Annotated in this window: 18 protein-coding genes; 3 read left to right on the top strand and 15 right to left on the bottom strand. The window is 38.2% G+C overall.

From position 1 onward, the window contains the following. Positions 1 to 470 precede the first annotated feature (470 nt). Both WAK64_RS18405 and WAK64_RS18400 read left to right on the top strand, forming a co-directional pair. Complete coding sequence (locus WAK64_RS18405) at positions 471 to 998, top strand: hypothetical protein (protein WP_336588468.1); 528 nt, start codon at positions 471 to 473, stop codon at positions 996 to 998. A 92-nt stretch (positions 999 to 1,090) separates the two neighbouring features. Beyond that, positions 1,091 to 2,065 (top strand): metal-dependent hydrolase, encoded by a 975-nt coding sequence (locus WAK64_RS18400; protein ID WP_336588467.1) that lies wholly within the window; start codon positions 1,091 to 1,093, stop codon positions 2,063 to 2,065. A 157-nt stretch (positions 2,066 to 2,222) separates the two neighbouring features. Here WAK64_RS18400 and WAK64_RS18395 read toward each other — a convergent pair whose 3' ends face one another. After that, complete coding sequence (locus tag WAK64_RS18395; protein WP_336588466.1) at positions 2,223 to 3,101, bottom strand: LysR family transcriptional regulator; 879 nt, start codon at positions 3,099 to 3,101, stop codon at positions 2,223 to 2,225. Positions 3,102 to 3,210: 109 nt separating this feature from the next. On the opposite strand from WAK64_RS18395, the gene WAK64_RS18390 reads away from it, so the two are divergent. Then, complete coding sequence (locus WAK64_RS18390) at positions 3,211 to 4,323, top strand: citrate synthase/methylcitrate synthase (protein ID WP_336588465.1); 1,113 nt, start codon at positions 3,211 to 3,213, stop codon at positions 4,321 to 4,323. Positions 4,324 to 4,409: 86 nt separating this feature from the next. Here the strand turns inward: WAK64_RS18390 and WAK64_RS18385 are convergent, their stop codons facing one another. The 14 genes from WAK64_RS18385 to WAK64_RS18320 all read right to left on the bottom strand — a co-directional run bounded on the left by WAK64_RS18385 (position 4,410) and on the right by WAK64_RS18320 (position 20,008). Next, positions 4,410 to 5,630, bottom strand: a complete 1,221-nt coding sequence (locus tag WAK64_RS18385; protein WP_336588464.1) for a DEAD/DEAH box helicase — start codon at positions 5,628 to 5,630, stop codon at positions 4,410 to 4,412. Positions 5,631 to 5,853: 223 nt separating this feature from the next. After that, positions 5,854 to 6,741, bottom strand: a complete 888-nt coding sequence (locus WAK64_RS18380; RefSeq protein ID WP_336588463.1) for a DUF4097 family beta strand repeat-containing protein — start codon at positions 6,739 to 6,741, stop codon at positions 5,854 to 5,856. Between the two features lie 185 nt (positions 6,742 to 6,926). Then, positions 6,927 to 8,207 (bottom strand): sensor histidine kinase, encoded by a 1,281-nt coding sequence (locus tag WAK64_RS18375; protein WP_336588462.1) that lies wholly within the window; start codon positions 8,205 to 8,207, stop codon positions 6,927 to 6,929. A 195-nt stretch (positions 8,208 to 8,402) separates the two neighbouring features. Then, positions 8,403 to 8,975, bottom strand: coding sequence for a DNA-3-methyladenine glycosylase I (locus WAK64_RS18370; RefSeq protein ID WP_336588461.1), 573 nt, complete (start codon positions 8,973 to 8,975; stop codon positions 8,403 to 8,405). Between the two features lie 123 nt (positions 8,976 to 9,098). After that, the gene (locus tag WAK64_RS18365; RefSeq protein WP_336588460.1) at positions 9,099 to 10,250 is read right to left on the bottom strand and encodes a homogentisate 1,2-dioxygenase; all 1,152 of its coding nucleotides are present in this window, start codon (positions 10,248 to 10,250) and stop codon (positions 9,099 to 9,101) included. A gap of 11 nt (positions 10,251 to 10,261) precedes the next feature. Then, positions 10,262 to 11,167 carry a fumarylacetoacetate hydrolase family protein gene (locus tag WAK64_RS18360; RefSeq protein ID WP_336588459.1) on the bottom strand — a complete coding sequence of 302 codons (906 nt, stop codon included), beginning with the start codon at positions 11,165 to 11,167 and terminating at the stop codon, positions 10,262 to 10,264. Between the two features lie 4 nt (positions 11,168 to 11,171). Continuing rightward, complete coding sequence (locus WAK64_RS18355; protein WP_336588458.1) at positions 11,172 to 11,783, bottom strand: flavin reductase family protein; 612 nt, start codon at positions 11,781 to 11,783, stop codon at positions 11,172 to 11,174. A 115-nt stretch (positions 11,784 to 11,898) separates the two neighbouring features. Then, positions 11,899 to 12,993 carry a histidinol-phosphate transaminase gene (gene hisC, locus WAK64_RS18350; protein WP_336588457.1) on the bottom strand — a complete coding sequence of 365 codons (1,095 nt, stop codon included), beginning with the start codon at positions 12,991 to 12,993 and terminating at the stop codon, positions 11,899 to 11,901. A gap of 124 nt (positions 12,994 to 13,117) precedes the next feature. Then, entirely contained in the window at positions 13,118 to 14,233 is a 1,116-nt protein-coding gene (gene hppD, locus WAK64_RS18345; RefSeq protein ID WP_336588456.1) for a 4-hydroxyphenylpyruvate dioxygenase, read from the bottom strand. A 17-nt stretch (positions 14,234 to 14,250) separates the two neighbouring features. Further along, complete coding sequence (locus tag WAK64_RS18340; protein ID WP_336588455.1) at positions 14,251 to 15,678, bottom strand: dihydrolipoyl dehydrogenase family protein; 1,428 nt, start codon at positions 15,676 to 15,678, stop codon at positions 14,251 to 14,253. Further along, positions 15,679 to 16,821: a dihydrolipoamide acetyltransferase family protein gene (locus tag WAK64_RS18335; protein ID WP_336588454.1), complete on the bottom strand. Its 1,143-nt coding sequence runs from the start codon at positions 16,819 to 16,821 to the stop codon at positions 15,679 to 15,681. Between the two features lie 12 nt (positions 16,822 to 16,833). Beyond that, a complete protein-coding gene (locus tag WAK64_RS18330) occupies positions 16,834 to 17,823 on the bottom strand; it encodes an alpha-ketoacid dehydrogenase subunit beta (RefSeq protein ID WP_336588453.1) in 990 nt (329 codons plus the stop codon). After that, positions 17,820 to 18,887, bottom strand: a complete 1,068-nt coding sequence (pdhA, locus tag WAK64_RS18325) for a pyruvate dehydrogenase (acetyl-transferring) E1 component subunit alpha (protein WP_336588452.1) — start codon at positions 18,885 to 18,887, stop codon at positions 17,820 to 17,822. Before pdhA ends, WAK64_RS18330 begins: the two co-directional genes overlap by 4 nt. Positions 18,888 to 18,901: 14 nt before the next feature. After that, on the bottom strand, positions 18,902 to 20,008 hold the full coding sequence (locus WAK64_RS18320; RefSeq protein WP_336588451.1) for a Leu/Phe/Val dehydrogenase: 1,107 nt from the start codon (positions 20,006 to 20,008) through the stop codon (positions 18,902 to 18,904). Positions 20,009 to 20,046: the final 38 nt, after the last annotated feature.

Raw genomic sequence — 20,046 nt, 5'->3', positions numbered from 1 at the left:
TGGAATCCTTTGAGATATAGGGGTTCTATCAACAGAAAGCGCAAAACTAAGAGTTAGTAAATAACTGTTTTAACCTCTTAGGGGGTGTCCATCATGTTAAGACGACCAAGACTAATTCTTTTAGTAGGGTAAAATTATTATATTCTGCCCCATTGTAAAACCTCTTGAAAAAGGAAGTTTATTTTGAGTTAAAATAATTAATTATCTCGAATTAAAGTCTTCATGGCTATGGCCCTTTTCTGGAAATAACCCCATTATCAATTTACAGTTCTTTTATCTACCTTATAGTCCTAAACTAATATTCCTTTACTAAGTATAAATTTAAGAAAAGTTTAAAATTTATCCTACTTTCTTTTTAAATATTTTACCCTACTATGTAATTAAGCTAAGCTAGAGAGAAAGGGAAACAATAATACGTATACCTTTTCTTTACTTATTCTACTTTGAAAACTGAGTTTGGAGGAATCTTTGTGAGTAATAATGTAAGAACGTCTCTATCTCCCGCTATGTCATTAACTATAATCGCTTCAATATTACTATTAATATTTGCTATATTGTTCAGACCTCAGCCGACTGCTCTTTCCATATTTGAAAAAGGAACGTATCATCCATATCCTTTAATGGAAGAAAGTGTTAAATCCATAAATATTGATGAAAAAATAAACCTAAATCTGGTCACGGATACTTCAGGAAATATTTATTTCTATACCATTTACAATGAACAATTATCTAATTATGGACTAATTGCAAATATAAATGACTTAGAAGAAGAAATTTATTGGAATATATATACGGATAGAACGAGCTCCTCGGGGCGATGGTTTGTCGGCATCATAACGAATAAAGATATAGAAACCATTTCAGTAAATAACCAAAACAACATACAGTACGTTAATTATAATGGGTATACATTAAGTTACTCCACTGAGCCAGTCGAAGAACCGGTAGTAATAAAAGGCTTTTCAAATGAGAACAATTTAATCTATGAAAACCACTAGCTATCAACAATAGAAGTCTAGAACCTCTTAAGTTTTTATTCGTAAAATGGAGTAACGATTTACGCTCGTTATTCTCGATAGGAGTTAATGAAATGAATATAAATATTATTACATTAATAAGTGAAATTGGCTATCACGGCGCAACAGGAGCAATCGTTGCGTATCTTATAGGTCATAGAAAAATGGCCAATAAAAACGTGTCGAAATTATTACTCTTTGGCTTTTTAGCAGGACTTTTACCCGATTTATCCTTACCTCTCACCTTAGTAACGGATAATGCCACTATTATTAATAACTTCTACTTATATGGTCATTCTCTTTTTGTAGCTCCTAGTTTAAGTTTAGGATTGGCCATAGTGAGTCGCTCTTTTCTACCTGAAACAAAATTGAGCTTACTTTGGGTAACCTTGTTCCTTTCTTTACTCATCGGACATCTTTTTATGGATTTTCTTGATAATGGATTATCGTTATTGTACCCACTTATTGACTCAACAGATATTGGGTTAAATATTCTGACAGGAAGTGACGGGTTTATTGTTATCCCGTTCCTTATCTTGATTGTTCTATTGGGTTCATTTCAGCAAACAGAAAAAAAGAAATGGCAAACGACAATCATTATTATTGGGCTATGTATCACCACAGCGTATATTGGTTTAAGAGGCTATTCAAAGATTCAATTGCAAAATCAATTGGACAATGAATTTCCAAATGGACAAATTACTCTTGAACCCACTAGTGGCAACCCTTTTACAAATAAACAGTGGACCTACGTCGTTGACTCTGGTTATCTTTCCATTAGCGGGGAAGCATCATTTTCCAATGTAAGCGAGCTAAAGAGGGAGTTACGAACACATTCAGGACCTAAGCTATTGTTAAAAGAAATTAGTGTAGGGGACGAGAAGTATTTTATTAGCACACAAAGTTTTATAGATGAAAATGTGGAAGTTCCTTTCAATTATGACGAAGAAAGTTTATATGTATATCAACTCAATCAAAAAACACAGAATTTAGAACTAGTCGATGAGGGAACAAAAGGGGAAATTCTAGCTAAATATGACCCGTTTTAAATAGAAATCCACTCTTAATAGAATAAATAAGCTAGTCGGCTTTAGTCCTATCTCATCAGAACTAAAGCCGCCTCACAGCTTAACCACCCTCATAGAGATAGATGATTTCTACAATCATTTATAACCAAACTTTTTGCTTTTCCAAACTGCCCTTCTCTTAAAACCTGAAATGAGACAAGAAGGATAAAAATTCTTTTTGCTCTTTATGCTCATATTTAAGAATAGCAAATGTATTGGCTTCAGGTAAGTCAAAGGAATACGTATCTACTTCTAATAATCTTCCTTCAAGGAGTTCCCTTCTAACAGTTGAAGAAGGTAAGTAAGAAACCCCTAGTCCTTCCACAATAAACCGTTTAGTAATATGAATTTGTGATACCTTCATCATACGTGTAGCAGGGTAGAATCGCTTGACCGTTTTGCAGAGTGTCTCCCAATAGGCAGGGTGATTATATGTTAGTAAATAGTTCGTTGCTAATACTTCTTCCTCTTCTAATTGATAGGCGGATTCAAAATCTCTTCCGTCATGAGGAGCGACTAAAATTACTTTGTCATCGTACAGTAGTCTACTTTCTATTTCCGGGTGAAAGCTTGGAATACATGACAGTCCAAGGTCTACCTCCTCCTTAAGGACGGTTTGCTCAATGGCATTTGATTCGACAATTTGAACAGATATCTCCACTGTCGGATGCTTTTTTAAATACTGTTTTAGAACATATGGTAGAAGTGTGTCAGCAATTAAGGGGGAAATGGCAATTGAAAGTTTAGAAGTGTACCCTTGACTAAATGTTTGGAGGTCATCCACTCCTTTTTCGTATACATTCATCATTTCTTTCGCATGCATTAAATACCTTCTTCCTGCCTCCGTAAGCTTCACTTTCTTCCCATTTCGATCAAATAAAACGACACCTAGTTCCTTTTCTAACTGTTTAATATGGACGGTTACAGATGGTTGAGAAATGTAAAGACTTTCTGCCGCCTTTCGAAAGTTCCCATACTCTGCTGCGGATATAAACGTTTGAATCCAATTTAACTCCATATCCTCCCCCTTATTAATAATTGTAATCAAATAGATTAAATATATTTAATTTTCTTAATCATATTCCCATTATACAATAGATATAACCAAGGGAAAGGGGAATAAAGGGATGTTAACAAATGGATTAAAAGGAATTGTAGCAGCCGAAACAGCAATCTGTCATGTGGACGGAAAAGAAGGTAGACTTATTTATCGTGGTTATGAAATTAGGCATCTAACGACTAACTATTCATTCGAAGCCATCGCTTTCTTAATTTGGCACGGATATTTACCAACACAAGAAGAATTAACGAATCTTCATCAACAACTAGTAAGAAATCGATTTTTGACTCAAAGTTTAAAAACAATTATAGATGCTCTTCCAGACGAAATGGATATGATGAGTGTGTTAAGAACCGCTATATCTGCGGAAGGGACAAAGAACTACAGCTGGAAACCAACGATTTCCCAAGCAATTAGATTAACGGCTTTGACGCCAACCATCATTGCGTACAGACAAAGTAGACTACAAAAGAAGGAATTTACAGAGCCTAGCAAAAGACTAGGTCATGTAGAAAACTATCTCTATATGTTACATGGAGAAAAGCCAACTAAAACAACAGTCAACGCCTTAGAAACTTACATGATTTTGACGTTGGAGCATGGTTTGAATGCTTCCGCCTTTTCAGCACGAGTAACAGCTTCTTCAGAGTCTGATATGGTTTCTGCTATTGCTGCTGCGATAGGGACAATGAAGGGCCCCCTTCACGGTGGCGCACCTTCTGGAGTAATCAAGTTATTAAACGAAATTAAAACAGAGGATCGTGCTAGGCATCTGCTAAAGACAAAGTTAATAAACGGGGAAAAACTAATGGGGTTTGGACATCGAATTTACAAAACTCATGATCCTCGAGCGATTGCTTTAAAAGGAAAATTATTAGAAATGATAGGAGAAAACAATTGGCTTGACCTTGCTATTCATGTTGAAAATATAGCGATTGACCTCTTGAGTGAATTAAAACCAGGCCGTGGTTTATACACAAACATTGAATTCTACGCAGCAGCTATTATGAAAGCAATCGATTTAGACAGCGATCTTTTCACTCCTACTTTTACTGTAAGTCGTATGGTCGGCTGGACGGCTCATATAATAGAACAGAGTGAAAATAATACAATTTTTAGACCTCAGTCCGAATATATTGGTGAAGTAAAAAAAGCGACTCTTGACCTACCCAATAAATAATAGAAGCTGCACTTTGCAAACTAGTTAGACAGCAGAATCCTTTTCAATATGCAAAAGAGCACTCCTAAAAGTGCTCTTTCATTGCCTTATGATTTCTTATTCTTCTTATTGGGTAGACTCTTTTTTGAACGCCTTTTACCTTTTTCTTCCTTTTTCATAATATGATCTATTAATTCTCCTTTGTAAAGATTCTTTCGGATGGCCTTTACTCCAAGCTCTTTACAAAAACGCTTAACGTCTCTTACTTCTTGTTGCGTGACGATGGAGATGACAAATCCCATCGCACCCATTCTGCCTGTTCTCCCTGAACGGTGAACATATTGTTTATACTCCCGTGGAATATCAAACTGGATAACATGTGAAACATTGCGAATATCGAGTCCTCTTGCTGCAAGATCGGTTACCACTAAAGTCGCCACTTTATTCTTCCGGAAATTACGCATCGCTGCTTCTCTTTCCTGTTTTTTAGACATTCCATCTAAAATATCCACATTAATATGATGAAATTGTAGTTTACGTTGAACTTCCTCTGCTGTCTCTCCATCTTTCACAAAAATAAGTGTTTTTCCAGTAAAGCTATGTAGAATACTTCTTAACATCGTCATTTTTTCACGACGCTCACTAACAAGGTATAGATGCTCTACCTTTAATTTGTCAGCCTTGTTTTGCTCAACTTTAATAATGGATGGAGATACCATCATCTCCTTAGCCACTCGTTCCGTTTCCTTCCCAATCGTTGCAGAGAAAAAGATAAGCTGTCGTTGGTCCTTTAAGGTTGTTTTAATAATGTCCTCCAAATGTCGGCGGTGTTCAGGTAATGTTAATTGATCTGCTTCATCAGCAACAATCGTGCTTACCTCATGCATTTTCAGTTTTTTCGCCTTTATAAGCTCCATAATACGACCTGTTGTCCCAACGATAATTTGGGGACGCTTTTTTAATTTCTCCAATTGCTTTTTTACATTGGCTCCGCCAATAAACGAAGCACTTCTAATGTCACTCGCACTCGCCCATGATTGAATTTCACTGTGTATTTGCATAACCAGCTCACGAGAAGGAGCAATGACAACCGCTTGGATATGCTGGCTTTCCGCATCTATTTTTTCTAAAGTTGGGATTAAATAGGCTAATGTCTTTCCCGTTCCTGTTGGTGATTCACATATGACATCTTTTTTTTCCATTATTGTTGGAATGGCTTCGGTTTGAATGTTAGTTGGTTTTTGAAAGCCAGATTGTTTCCATGCTTCTTGTAAAAATGGCTTTAATTTGTTCAAAACAGACCATTCTGTTGTATCATGTTGACTCATTTCTCATTTCCTCTCTTTTTCCAAACTCATTATAACCTTAGTGTATCACGTTTTTGTACAGATTAAAAAAGAGTAACAGCTAATTTAACCATGACGGAAAAGAAGCATAGGCAGTGAAAGTCTTCATGCTCTTCTTCTCTTGTTTCCTCATTAAGTGAACAAATGCAAAAAAACATATCTGAAACGATATGTTTTTTCGTTTTTAATGATCAACTACTACTTATTATGCCTTTAATGAAAAATCGCCTGAAGAGGTACGAACTTTTATACTATACTGTCCTTCACCTTTTGTACCCACAATCTTTGATTCCTTTTTCTCCTCAAAGTCCATTCCTATTAGTTGAACGTCTCCTTCGCCTGAGCTTGCTTTATAATCTAAGAAAACAGATTGTGGTTCTTCTAGAAACTCAATATTAACTGAGCCACTTGACGATTCTACGTCTAGATCTCCACTTAAGCTTTCACTATATATTTGAATATCTCCTGAACTTGAATCCGCTCTTAATTGCCCTGTAAAGCTATCTACATCAATTTCCCCTGAAGAAGAGGTGATCGTTGAACTTGCCCAATTCGCCTTACGAGTAACAATGCTTCCACTACTAGATTTTAACTTTAGTTTTTTCGCCTTGGCATCTGCTAGTAATATATCCCCACTAGAAGAAGACAGCTTAATATAGTCTGGTTGATTTACAGACTTTAATTTGATATCACCGGAACTTGCTTTGCATTCAACGTCTTTAGCTTCTATTCCATGCACAGAAATATCGCCAGATGCTGTATAAATAAAAAGGGATTCGTACATGCGCTGAGGTACTTGCACCTCTAGAGATAAGCTTTGAATCGTTACACCAAACTGAAAAGTACTATGCTTCCGCTTCACTTCAATCATAAGGGTATCATTCACTCGCGAAGCCTTTAGTGATACTGAATCCACTAACTTTTCACTTATTTCCCCACTTAGTTTAATCTCTATACTATCTGTCTCACCCGGAATCACATCAATATCAGATGAATTTCCTTCAATCATAATTTTACGTAAATTTTCCCCTTCAACAGTAGCTACTTCTTCAAATGGTACAGTTTTAAACGAAAACAAATCTTTTAGCGCCATCCTACGCACCCCTATCCTTTTTTCTGGAATTATTTATATCATTAGTTTATCATACAGCCAATAAACTTCTTCCATCCTAGTAAGGAATTTTCCTCCACCTTAAGACGGATAGATGACATTTCTTTTGTACCATTTTAAAGGATAGGAGAATCATGAGGTGAGCATGAAATTCATCATAACTCTCATTACTTAACAAACAAGTGTACGAAAAAGGTTGTTACATTTCCCTCTGACGTTACTGTAATCGTCCCTTTATATCGACTCACAATCGCTGAGACAATGGCCAGTCCCTGTCCCCTTTCAACACCTTTTGATTTCTTTGTAGAGAACCCTTTTTGGAATATTTTATCAAGCATGTCATTGGATAACGTATTTCCACTATTCCTGACTATAAACATATAGCCCTTTTCACTGGCTTTTGTGGTAACAGAAAGCATTCTATCCTTAGAATCAAGCTCTACCGTTGCATCAATGGCATTATCGATTAAATTGGATAATAGCTTGATTAAATCTTTTGATAAGATTCGTGCGTATGTATGATCATCTATATGAAAATTTACTTCTATTTCATTATTATGGGCTTTTATCCATTTCGTTTGTAACAAAACCATTAAAGCATTATTTTCCACTTGAATGTTAGGAGCAGGTCCACCACATATCTCACCATTTAAGCTCACTATATAGTCTAAAGCCTCAGGTGTTTTTTCAAGCTGAATTAAACCATGAACGACTTGCATATGATTAATAAAATCATGACGAATGAAGCGTACAGAATCAATTAGGGATTGAACCTCTGTTTGATAAATTTGTTCGGTATCATCCACTTGTTCTTTTAACTCACGATTATATTTGTTAATAATAGAAGAAACGACGACGATGATGACAAATACCAATAATCCATTAATAGAAAGGCTCGTTATGTTTTGTTGAACCATTTCTTCTTCAACTTTATCTAACGTTTCAGTACTACAGTCTATTCCAATGATACCAATGACTTCATGATTGACATCAAGAATAGGAGCACCTGCCGATAAATAGGGACCTGCTTCACCGTCATGGAAGACTTCAGTAAAATAAGGGAGACCCTCAAAGGCTTTTTTTACATACTCACCAGAAGCGACCCGTTCGTTTGTAACTACTTCCCCAGATGAGTCTACAATCATTTTACTATCCATGAATAGGGTATATACTTGAAGTGCCCCCGTTTTGTTCTTGGCATCGTTTAAGTATTGACGAATTTCCTCGTAAGACTCCCCTTGCTTTTGGTTCATGATAAACTCTTTATACGTTTCTGTATCCACAGAGGAAGCGATTGCATTTGCCATTTCTAGGCTGTGATTTCCCATTGACATTTCTACAGCTTGTTTCGTATTTAAGTATGATATAAACACATTTATAACGGATAAAACTAGTAAAATTAGGGAGAATACAATAATCACTATTTTATATTTTTTGTTTTTTCTCATGTTTTCCATTCCTATTTCCATGACATTTAAGAATGATAGGGTACAATCCATTCTTCCGAAGAAAGGCATTATAGCGCTAGTCGAACATTGTCGTTTTTATGTATATAGTTTAATTATACAATATTGTGAAAATATTAGCATTAATACAAAATACCAGATTCCATTGTGTAAACAAAACGAAAAAAGCCCCTCTTCCTAAGGAAGCGGGGTCAATTTATAACAGGCACAATCGATTACATGGTCATTTACCATTCCAACAGCTTGCATGAAAGCATAGCAAATAGTCGTTCCAATAAATTTAAATCCTCGTTTTTTTAAATCTTTGCTAAGCGCATCACTGATTGGGGTTGAAGTAGGGACCTCTTCAATCGATTCAAAACGATTTTGAATGGGCTTTCCATCGACAAATGACCAGATGTAATCAGAAAAAGAGCCGAACTCCTCTACTACTTTGAGGTAATTTTGTGCATTCGTCACAACGGAACGTATCTTCAATTGGTTTCTTACAATCCCTTTATTACTTAGTAGGCTTTGAATTTTATCTTCATCATACAACGCAATAATTTCTGGGTTAAAACCATCAAAAGCCTTTCGATAATGTTCTCTTTTTTTTAAGATGGTATACCAGCTAAGACCTGCTTGAGCTCCTTCTAGAATTAAATATTCGAACAAAAGGTGGTCGTCATACACAGGTACTCCCCACTCCTGATCATGATAATCGATATACAAAGGGTCGTCATTTACCCATTCACAACGTTTTACAGCCATACTTATACTACTCCCTTCGAACATACGTTTTCTCCATTGTAACAAAATGAAGCGTCTTCGTGAACTCTATCTTATAGAGATCCTCAAACCACCTGAACGTTCCATTTCGGCATGGTTGGGAGCTTATTTCTCAACCCACGAATACATATACTTTTCATCTTCCCAATTACCGGCTGATTTGACCACTTTTAAAGGCTTAAACGTATCAATCATAACAGCAAGTTCGAGCGTTTCTTTCTTCCCGATGCTTGCCTCAGTTGTACCAGGATGAGGCCCATGCGGAATACCGAGAGGATGCAAAGTAATGGACTCTTCTTTTATCCCTTTACGACTCATAAAGTTGCCTTCAACATAATATAGAAGCTCATCTGAATTGACATTACTATGATAATAAGGGGCTGGGATAGCTTCTGGATGATAATCATACAGCCTTGGTACAAAGGAGCATACAACAAAATTATGCCCTTCAAAGGTTTGGTGGACTGGAGGAGGCTGATGAACACGACCTGTAATCGGTTCAAAATCTTCGATATTAAATACCCAAGGGTATAAATAACCATCCCATCCAACCACATCAAGTGGATGGTGATTCAACAGATGTGAATGTAACTGCCCTCTTGATTTTGTCACTACTTCAAATTCGCCTTTTTCATCGAACGTCACAAGTTCCTCGGGACCCTGGATGTCACGTTCACAAAATGGACTATGTTCTAACAATTGGCCGTATTCGTTGCGATAGCGCCGTGGTGTCGTTATTTGACTAAATGATTCAATAATTAATAGTTTTGTTTCTTCATCTGGGAGCACACGATAAATCGTACCAATTGGAATAACGATATAATCACCTTTTCGATAGGTAATGGTACCGAACATTGTTTCCACTTTACCGCTACCATAATGTACAAAGAGCATTTCATCTCCATCGCCATTGCGGTAATAATTCTCCATCTCTTTATTTATCCGAGCCGTCGCGATTAGAAGGTCGTCATTTCCTAATAGATAGGTTCTCCCTTTAATAGCATCATCCATTATCGTTTGTTTACTTGTTAAAAAATGACGATGTTGCAAAGGTTGATTCTCTTCATACTCAGGTAAATAATTTCCTAATAATGTTGTTCTCACTACTTCTGTCGGCATATAGTGGTGGTACAAAATAGATTGTGATCCTGAAAACCCTTTTGTCCCCATTACCTGTTCACGAAAAAGCGATCCATCTTCCTTTTTAAACATTGTGTGTCGTTTATGTGGGATTTTCCCCATTTGTCGGTAGTACATTTTCTCCCCCCTTAACGAATGGTATTTCTTAATACTCCTAAACCAGTCACTTCTAACTCTATTTCATCTTGAGGTTGTAACCATGGATGAACATCCGTTCCTAATTCTAATATGCATCCTGTTCCAACGGTACCCGAACCAATAAGCTCGCCAGGATATAACATGACATCAGCTGAAGCACGTTCAATCATTTCAGCAAATGAATAATAAATATCTTTTAAATTCCCATGCGATAATGTTTGCCCATTTACTTTTGCTGTCATGTCCAGCATGAAGCCCTCATCAATACGATACTCCTCCAATTCGTCAGGAGTAACAATGTAAGGGCCGATTGTCGTGGCAAAATCCTTTCCTTTCGCAGGTCCTAGTCCTACCTTCATTTCACTTCGCTGAAGGTCTCGAGCACTCCAGTCGTTTAAAATACAATAACCAAAAATATACTCTTCGGCTTTTTCCTTTGGAATGTTGCGCCCTTTTTTTCCAATAATGCACGCAACCTCAAGTTCATAATCCAGTTCCTCACACTCCCTTGGTGAAACAATTTCCTCCTCATGTCCATTAATAGCTAAATGGTTTGAAAAATAAAAGACAGGGAATTGATACCACTCTTCAACTACCGAAAGCCCTCGTTTTGATCTAGCAGTTTTCACATGATTTTCAAAGGCATAGAAATCGCGATAGCTGATGGGTTGAGGCAAGGGAGCTAGTAATTTTACTTCTTCAAGAGAATAGGTAGCTTCACAGCTATTATATAGCGCCTTCACCTGCGCTTGGAACTTTTCGTAATGCTGAATTAAAGTTAATAAATCCTTCGGGAGCTCGCCACCAGAAATGAAGTGCATATCCACTACCCCGTCTTGGTGTAGCCAACCTGCTTTTTGCATACCTTCACTTGTTTGGAATGTAACCCACTTCATCGCCTCACCTCTTTCGAACAAGATCAAACGTTTCCGCTAATGGATTTGTAAACGTTTGTCCCGCTAGTCGCCCAATCGGCTTCAATAATTCTGTATCAATTTTTCCTTCGTTAAAAAGATCATCACGTATATGAACATGTTGAACTTGCCCAATCACTAAACTGCCAGCACCCGGCTTGTCACCAAAGTGTAGAACATCATGTAATGTACACTCTAATTGAACCTTACTTTCTTTAACCCGATACGGCTTTACCGTATGTGAGGGAGTCTTTTCCAAGCCAACTAAATCAAATTCATCAATTTCCTGAGGCAAATCCTGTGCAGTATCATTCATTTCTCTGACAAACTCTTGACTTACTATATTAATAACAAACTCCTTTGTTTCTTCAATGTTTAACAACGTATCCTTTTTGTTTCCATTTGTTCCTTTTCGCATTGGAGAAAAACAAATAAGCATTGGATCTGCACAAATGGCTGTAAAAAAACTATATGGAGCAACATTTGGCGTTCCTTTTAAATCTATTGTAGAAACAAATGCGATAGGACGAGGAACGATTGAACCGATTAAGAGTTTGTATGCCTCTTGCCAATCTAAACTTTTCGGAGTAATTTCCACTGTTTCCTCTCCCTTCTGTCTATGAATTTTTACAAGATAAAACGAACTAAAAGAAATTGTGATCGTTTAGTTCGTTTTCATAAGGTATTCACCAGCTTTTACATCTTCAATCGAGTTATTTACTATGAAGAATATGATTAAGCTCTTCAACAAAATGACGATTATCTATATCCGTGCCTACTGTAACACGGATCGTGGAATCGAAACCAAGTAACGTTCCTGAACGGACGACAATGCCTCGTCTTAATAACTCATGTGATATACGATCGCCCGTTTCCGGAAGTTTTATCATCATGAAGTTAGACTGAGAGAGAAAGTAAGGGACACCGATTTCCTTTAGGGCTTTCTCTAAGTACTCTCTTCCTGCTTTATTCTTTTTTGCGCATTGTTGAATAAAAAGTTGATCCTTTAACGCTTCGATTGCAGCTAGCTGAGCGAGTCGATTAACATTAAAGACATCCTTCACCTTCTGAAGCTGTATACTAATTTCCTCATTCATAACCCCATATCCTATTCGCAAGCTTGCTAATCCATAAATTTTAGAAAATGTTCGAAGTACCACTAAATTAGGAAATTCATTTAATAAGGAAATGGTATCTAAATAATTCTCTGTTGTAACGTATTCAAAATATGCTTCATCAATAATAACTAATATATGTGATGGCACTTGCTGAATAAATCTTAAGAGCTCATCTTTTCCGACAATTGTACCCGTTGGGTTATTAGGGTTGCAGACGAAGATCATCTTTGTACGGTCCGTAATATGTTCTAGCATTCTTTCTAAATGGTGAGCCCCATTAAGTAAAGGGACCGAGATAGGAATACCTTCTTCTAAAAAAACGTTCGTTTTATAGCGGGGGAAAGTGACTTCTGCCATAATGGCTTCATCTCCAGAAGAAATATACGCTCTTGTAAGTAAGCGGATTACTTCATCAGATCCGTTACCAAATACGAGATTTTCTACTCTTACACCAAGGTGTTCTGAAACATTGGTTGATAGCTCTATTGCCAACCCGTCAGGATAATGATGAATAGCCTCCAAAAAGCGCGGGAGCATTTCCTTCACTCTCGGTGAGCACCCATAAACATTTTCATTTTCCGACATCTTCCTTATTACTCGAAGTCCGTACTCTTGCTGTATGTCTTCAATGCTTTTTCCTAGGACATACGGCGCAATCTCTTCAACGCGATCCCTTGTTTTAATTAGCATTTCGCTTCATCCCCTACTTAAACAACCTATTCGCTTGTCATTTTATTTCCTCATTTGGGAATACCACTACATTTCATTCCTATTGTGACAATACTGCCTGTAGGATCGATGTAGTCTCACTTCCTTATAAATTTCCTCGACGTGCTTGCTCGCGTTCTATTGATTCAAATAGCGCTTTGAAATTTCCTTCGCCGAATCCTCTAGCTCCTTTTCGTTGAATTATTTCAATGAATAAAGTCGGACGATCTACAATAGGCTTCGTGAAAATTTGAAGTAAATAGCCTTCGTCATCTCGATCAACTAAAATATTTAGCTCTTTTAATTTTTCAATTTCTTCATCAATTTCTCCAACTCGCTCAGATAACATGTCATAATAGGAGTTCGGTGTATCTAAAAACTCAACTCCGTTTTCTTTTAACTTACTTACTGTTTCAACAATATCCTCCGTTAAAAGGGCTAAATGCTGAACACCTGCACCATTAAAAAACTCTAAGTATTCCTGTATTTGTGACTTTCTTTTCCCTTCTGCAGGCTCATTAATTGGAAACTTAATTCTGCCACCATTATGCATCACCTTGGACATTAACGCAGAATATTCCGTGTTAATATCGCTATCTGTAAAGTGACGTAATTCCTTAAACCCCATAACTTTTTCATAATAACTTACCCACTCATCCATCCGCTCTACATTGCCTACCACATGGTCGATTGCAATAAGACCAGCTTCATTAAAGGGAATAGAAAATTCACATGGCTCAAAGCCTGGAGTGAAAGCACCACTATAATTCTTTCGTTCTATTAATGTGTGGATAGTATCACCGTATGTTCCAATTACAGCTTTTTTAATTTCCCCATTTTCGTCTGTTATTGTAACAGGTGGTTGAATTTCAATAGCCCCTCTCGAAACAGCCCCTTCATAAGCTTTCTCAACATCCTCAACGGTTAAAGCAATGTCTCGTACTCCGTCTCCATGCTTCTTCACAAATTGAGCTACTCTCGTCTCTTCCTTTAAACTACCTGTCACGACTAACCGAATATTTTGCTGTTGTAAAACATATGAGATTGTTTCACGATTACCCGTTTCTAAGCCTGAAAATGCGATAGGACGGAAGCCAAATGTTTTGCAAAAGAAGTGCATCGCTTGTTTTGCATTTCCTGTGTAATACTCAATATAATCAACATCTTTTACCGGAAAGAAATCCTCCGTTGTCACTTGATTCATCATTGTTTTATCTTGCATTTCAAACCCCTCCATTTTCACACGTTTACTCGTGCCGATTGTTTTTTTGGCATTGCATGAATCGCTTTTCCTTCTAGCCCTTCAATCGCCTCTAATAACCCTTCATTCATACTAGGATGTGGATAGAACGGATATAGAAGATCCTCTTCTCTAGCAACCATCTCTAAACCGATTGTCGCAGATGAGATTAGTTCCACAGCTCCAGCCCCTATCATGTGAACACCGAGCAGAAGGTCTGTACCTTTTTCCTTAATCACCTTTACAGTTCCCTGCTTTTCACCTAAAATCGCAGCATAGCCCGTTCCCGTTAAAGGATATGTGCTCGATACAACGTCATAATGTTCCTTTGCTATTTCTTCTGTCAAACCTACGGAAGCTATTGGTGGAAGCGTATGAATTACCTTGGGAAGATAGCGTTCGTCATATTCTGGTTTTAAACCATGTATCGACTGCGCTGCTACTTTTCCTTGCTTGATTGCTTTCACCGCAAGTTTTTCACCACTTGTAACATCTCCGATAGCATAAATAGAGGAAATAGAAGTACAACATTCCTGATCCACTTCAATATATCCAGCCTGTGTTTTAATGTTCAGTCTATCTATTCCTATCCCTGCTATATTTGGCTTCTTTGTGCCTGAGGCATAAAGATGAGTCCCTTCTACTGTTATTCTTTCCCCTGAAGAATCTTGCAACTGAATTTGAAGCAATTTCTCTTCCTCCTGAAAGCCAATTGCTTGATAACGAGAGAAGTGCTTGATTTTTTTCTTTTTTAGGCTTCTTTTCAACTCTTTTCTCACGGTTTCATCAAGATCAAATTCCTCTTGTGTAACAAGCGTCACTTGACTACCAAGTGCCTTCAATGAAAAAGCGAGTTCTAGGGTAATATAGTCTTGTCCATACAAAATAATATGAGCTGGAATGTCTTCTAATGTAAAAATAGTATACGAATTGAAAACATTTCGATGACCTGCTGGGATCCAGCTTTCTTGCTCCAAACCTGCACCCGTTGCGATGATACAGTGGTGGAATTTGAATACTTGAAAATCATGACCTGCTTCTACACCTACACGATCTTCCGATAAAAAAGCGGCATTTCCTTTAATGACTTCGATTTTATTTGCTTTACATAAGCCTTCTACTCCCTTTTGCAGTTGCTTAATCAGCTTATTTTTATACGTTTGAAATGTTTTCAAATTGATGATGGGCTCTTTCGATTCTAATCCCATCTCTTTTCCATGCTTCCAATCCTCTGTCCGTTTTGCTAAGGTTGTAAGAGCCTTTGACGGAATACAGCCATCGTTCAGACATACTCCCCCAAGCTCTTTTTTCTCAATAAGTGTCACTTGTATCCCTAATTGTGCAGCACGGATAGCGGCATGATAACCACCTGGGCCTCCCCCAATAATGACAAGCTCTTTTTCCTCTGCAATTTCTCCTACTACCATTTACATCAACTCCACAAGCATTGTACTAGGATTCTCTATATATTGCGTTAATAGATTAGTAAACTTTACTGCTGTACCGCCATCTGCAACCCGATGATCAAATGAAAAGGAGATATTCATCATCTTTCGAATAACGATGTCATCTGTGTCATTTACCATTGGGCGTTTTTTTGTTTTATGAAAAGCAATTAATGCTGCCTCTGGTGGATTAATAATCGGTGTTGCACCTATCGACCCATGAAGCGGTCCAACATTGCTTACCGTGAAGGTACCACCCTTTAGATCTGCTGAAGTTAGTTGATTCTGAAGAGTTCGTTGAGTCAGATCCTTCAATTCAGCTTGAAGTTGACGGATGGACTTTTTCTCAACATGTGAAAGAACAGGCGCAATTAAACCATCCTCCGTATCGATAGCTATTCCAAAGTGATGTGCTTCATGAAGATGAATCATTTCATTCTCTTCATCTAGCGTACTATTAAAAATAGGGTATTCTTTTAAAGATAATGACAAGGCTTTTAAGAAGAAGACGGCAATCGATATGTTAACTCCTTCTGCCTTTAGCTGTTCACGTACTTCGAATACGTTCGTAACATCAATCTCTTCAAAAGAAGTACAATGTGGTATCGTACGTAGCGATGTCTTCATTTTATGAGCAATTTGCTTCCGTCTCCCTCGAAAAGGAAGATTTCTGTTTGTTGTTTCAAGATTTTTGCTCGATTCGGGTTGATTTACGGTTACGGTTTCAACTACGGCTGTTTTTTCATCAGCATAGTTTTGAACATCCTCATCCGTTATTCTTCCACTTATTCCTGAACCCTGAATATTTTCAAGCAGCACACCTAATTCTCTGGCCATTTTCCTTGTATAAGGAGAGGCTAATATTTGCTTTCTCTTCTTTTCTTGTTTCTTTTTTTCTTCAGAAATCGTTATGATCGTTGTTCCAACAGGAACCGTTTTTCCTGTCGAGACAAGCAACTTCTGGATAATTCCATTTATTGGTGAAGGGATTTCAGCGGTCATTTTATCCGTTTGAACCTCTACTAATGGCTGGTCTGCGACCACAACATCCCCAGGCTTCACAAAATAATGGGAAATATGGGCTTCTGTCATGCCTTCCCCAATATCATTCAGCTTTACTTCCATTCTTTAACCCTCCTAAAAGGACATTACTTTTTCTACTGCTTCTACCACTCGATCGACTGTTGGTAAATAATAATCCTCCAAACCAAAATACGGTACAGGCGTGTCAAAACCAGCTACTCGTTCTGTAGGTGCCTTCTGAAACAGAAAACATTTGTCATTAATAATAGAAAGCACATCATTTGCCACTCCGCCTGTCTCGTGTGCCTCTTGTACAATAACCGTTCTACCTGTTTTTTCGACAGATTCCATAATTAGATCCTTATCTAATGGATAAAGTGTGCGAAGGTCAAGAACATCACAAGAAATCTCTTTGCATTTTGCTGCAGCTTCCATAGCAACTTTCACCATAGCGCCCCACGCAATAATGGTGACGTCATCCCCTTCCTTCATTCGCCTACCTTTCCCAATTTCCACTGTGTATTTCTCACTTGGCACCTCACCTCGAGCTGACCGATAAAGATGCATTGGTTCAAGGTATAAAACAGGATCTGGATCCTCTATGGAAGAAATGAGTAATCCTTTCGCATCATAAGGAGTAGAAGGACAGACAACTTTCAGTCCTGGCATGTGAGTGAATAACGCTTCCGTACTGTCCGAATGGATTTCTGGTGCTCTTACCCCTGCACCATACGGAGCACGGATGACCATTGGAACTGTAAAGTGGCCGAGTGTTCTCGAACGAAGCCTTGAAGCATGAGTCATAATTTGTTCATAAGCTGGGTAAATGAATCCTAAAAATTGAATTTCAGCAACTGGGCGAAATCCATTACAAGCCATTCCAATCGCCGCTCCGATAAAGCCCGCTTCACTTAAAGGCGTATCCATCACCCTTGACTCACCGAATTCTGTTTGAAGACCTTCTGTCGCTCGGAATACCCCGCCGTTTTTCCCAATATCTTCTCCCATTAAAATGACATCTTCATGTTCCTTCAACATAACCCGTAATGCATCCGTAATAGCACTGACAAGCGTTAACGTTCTTGTTTTTTCAACCGTTTTCATTTCATTCCTCCTTCTAAATGCTGCAGTAGCTTTTCTTTTTGCTCTGTAATCATCCATGTCGGCTCTGCAAATACATGATCGAAGATTAAACGAGGATCTGCTTTCGGAAAGGCTTCCATATCATGCACGGCTTGATCAACTTCAGCATGTGCCTTTTGCTTTATACTAGTTACCCATTCTTCATCCCACCACTCATGATTCTTCATCAATTTTTCCAGGCGGACGAGCGGATCTTTTTCACGTCGTTCTTGGCTATCATTTTGGTCTCGATATTTTGTTGGATCATCCGCCGTTGTATGTGCTCCGTACCTCCAGGTAACGGCTTCAATCAGAGTCGGCCCTTCCCCATTCCGTGCTCTTTGCAAGGCTTTTTTCGTCTCTTCATATACGGCGAATACATCATTTCCGTCCACTCGCACTCCTGGTATATCATAAGAGAGCGCTTTTTGCGCAATCGTTTTTGTGTTCATTTGTTTATGAAGGGGGACTGAAATCGCATAATAATTATTTTGATTTAAAAAAACGACTGGTGCTTTTAACACACTCGCTACATTAAGTCCTTCATGGAAGTCCCCCTCAGATGTAGCACCATCGCCAAAATAGACAATGGCAGCATGATTGCTTCCTTTCAACTTCTCGGCATAAGCAGCACCAGCTGCATGCGGTAGTTGGGTTGCAATCGGAATACCAGGTGGAAAAATTCTCTTTCCGTCTGGCGGCACACAGCCTTCATTTCTTCCATTCCAAAACAATAAAATATTTCGTAAAGAATGACCAAATGTCATTGTTGCTCCATGGTCTCGATAAGAAGGGAACAACCAGTCGTCCTTTCTTAAAGCAAGCGCACTTCCGACCTGTGAAGCTTCTTGACCTTCATAAGGGGCATAAGTTCCAATTCGTCCTTGTCGCTGTAAACTGATTGCTTTTTTATCAAAAACCCTAATACGGTTACATTGTTCATAAAAAGAATACACTTGTTCTTTATCAATCTTTCCTTCATAGAAAGTGTCAACAATGACACCCTCTTCATTCACAATTTGTTTAATTGGAAATTGACTCTCCATTCCTTCACCTCTTTTTAAGTTCTCACTGACCATTTCGGCCTTTTCATATGGGAAAAGAAGCTATTTCTACGTGCTCGGGACTGAATTCGCTCCTCACAAAAGGTGTCTCCTGCCTCAATCGTTGTAATTCCGTTCGCCTCTGCATCTTTGTAGATTTTCATGAGGGAATGATAGATTGTTCTTGTTTTTTGCAACACTCTTTCTTTATTAGGCTCATATAGCTCATCTGCCACTTGAATCAGCCCACCTGCATTCACAATATAATCAGGTGCGTAAAGAATTCCTCTTTCATGGAGTTTCTTACCGTGTTCTGTCGTAAGAAGTTGGTTGTTTGCAGAACCGACGACAGCTTTGACTTTTAATTCACGAAGAGTTTGATCGTTTATTACTCCTCCTATTGCACAAGGAACAAAAATGTCCGCATCTACACCGTAGATTTCATCACCTGCTACTACCTTTACTGTAGTCCCAAGCTCCTTGGCTTTCGTTAATAGCTCATCAATCACCGCTTGATTAATGTCTGTTACAAAAAGCTCTGCACCCTCTTCAATTAAGCTTAGCGCAACTTTTATGCCTACTTTTCCTAACCCTTGAATGGCATACTTTCTGTTATGTAAATCATCGGACCCCCATATCATGTGGTTGGTTGCCCTTAAACCGTAGATAACGCCCATCGCAGTCGGTACAGAGGAATCTCCACTTCCACCGTACACTTCATCAACCCCAACTATACAATTTGTTTCTTTTAAGGCATAAATGAAATCATCTGGAGTCGTTCCCATGTCCGTTCCTGTGTAAAAGCGTCCGTTTAACGACTCAACAAATTGTCCAAATGCACGAAAAAGCTCTGGACTTTTATCCTTCTGTGGATCACCAATAATAACAGCTTTACCTCCACCGAAATCTACATCAGCTGCCGCACATTTATACGTCATGCCTTTGGATAGTCGTAAAACATCTTCTAACGCTTCATCAACCGATTGATACGGCCGCATTCTACAGCCCCCTAATGCCGGTCCAAGAGTCGTATTATGTATCGCAATGACAGCCTTTAAACCCGTTTCCTCGTCATTACAAAAAACAACTTGCTCATGTTCAGAAATTTTTTCAAACATATCCATTTTGCTCCCCCTTTAAATGACCTTATGATGACGCTTTC

Source organism: Bacillus spongiae, assembly GCF_037120725.1.
GTDB lineage: Bacteria > Bacillota > Bacilli > Bacillales > Bacillaceae_K > Bacillus_CI > Bacillus_CI spongiae.
This window is presented reverse-complemented; position numbering and strand designations above follow the sequence as displayed.

Excerpts from the sequence above, each read along its gene's own strand:
- WAK64_RS18400 (WP_336588467.1), top strand. The coding sequence starts at position 1,091 with ATGAATATAAATATTATTACATTAATAAGTGAAATTGGCTATCACGGC.
- WAK64_RS18395 (WP_336588466.1), bottom strand. The coding sequence starts at position 3,101 with ATGGAGTTAAATTGGATTCAAACGTTTATATCCGCAGCAGAGTATGGG.
- WAK64_RS18390 (WP_336588465.1), top strand. The coding sequence starts at position 3,211 with ATGTTAACAAATGGATTAAAAGGAATTGTAGCAGCCGAAACAGCAATC.
- WAK64_RS18385 (WP_336588464.1), bottom strand. The coding sequence starts at position 5,630 with ATGAGTCAACATGATACAACAGAATGGTCTGTTTTGAACAAATTAAAG.
- WAK64_RS18380 (WP_336588463.1), bottom strand. The coding sequence starts at position 6,741 with ATGGCGCTAAAAGATTTGTTTTCGTTTAAAACTGTACCATTTGAAGAA.
- WAK64_RS18375 (WP_336588462.1), bottom strand. The coding sequence starts at position 8,207 with ATGAGAAAAAACAAAAAATATAAAATAGTGATTATTGTATTCTCCCTA.
- WAK64_RS18370 (WP_336588461.1), bottom strand. The coding sequence starts at position 8,975 with ATGGCTGTAAAACGTTGTGAATGGGTAAATGACGACCCTTTGTATATC.
- WAK64_RS18365 (WP_336588460.1), bottom strand. The coding sequence starts at position 10,250 with ATGTACTACCGACAAATGGGGAAAATCCCACATAAACGACACACAATG.
- WAK64_RS18360 (WP_336588459.1), bottom strand. The coding sequence starts at position 11,167 with ATGAAGTGGGTTACATTCCAAACAAGTGAAGGTATGCAAAAAGCAGGT.
- hisC (WP_336588457.1), bottom strand. The coding sequence starts at position 12,993 with ATGCTAATTAAAACAAGGGATCGCGTTGAAGAGATTGCGCCGTATGTC.
- hppD (WP_336588456.1), bottom strand. The coding sequence starts at position 14,233 with ATGCAAGATAAAACAATGATGAATCAAGTGACAACGGAGGATTTCTTT.
- WAK64_RS18340 (WP_336588455.1), bottom strand. The coding sequence starts at position 15,678 with ATGGTAGTAGGAGAAATTGCAGAGGAAAAAGAGCTTGTCATTATTGGG.
- WAK64_RS18335 (WP_336588454.1), bottom strand. The coding sequence starts at position 16,821 with ATGGAAGTAAAGCTGAATGATATTGGGGAAGGCATGACAGAAGCCCAT.
- WAK64_RS18330 (WP_336588453.1), bottom strand. The coding sequence starts at position 17,823 with ATGAAAACGGTTGAAAAAACAAGAACGTTAACGCTTGTCAGTGCTATT.
- pdhA (WP_336588452.1), bottom strand. The coding sequence starts at position 18,887 with ATGGAGAGTCAATTTCCAATTAAACAAATTGTGAATGAAGAGGGTGTC.
- WAK64_RS18320 (WP_336588451.1), bottom strand. The coding sequence starts at position 20,008 with ATGGATATGTTTGAAAAAATTTCTGAACATGAGCAAGTTGTTTTTTGT.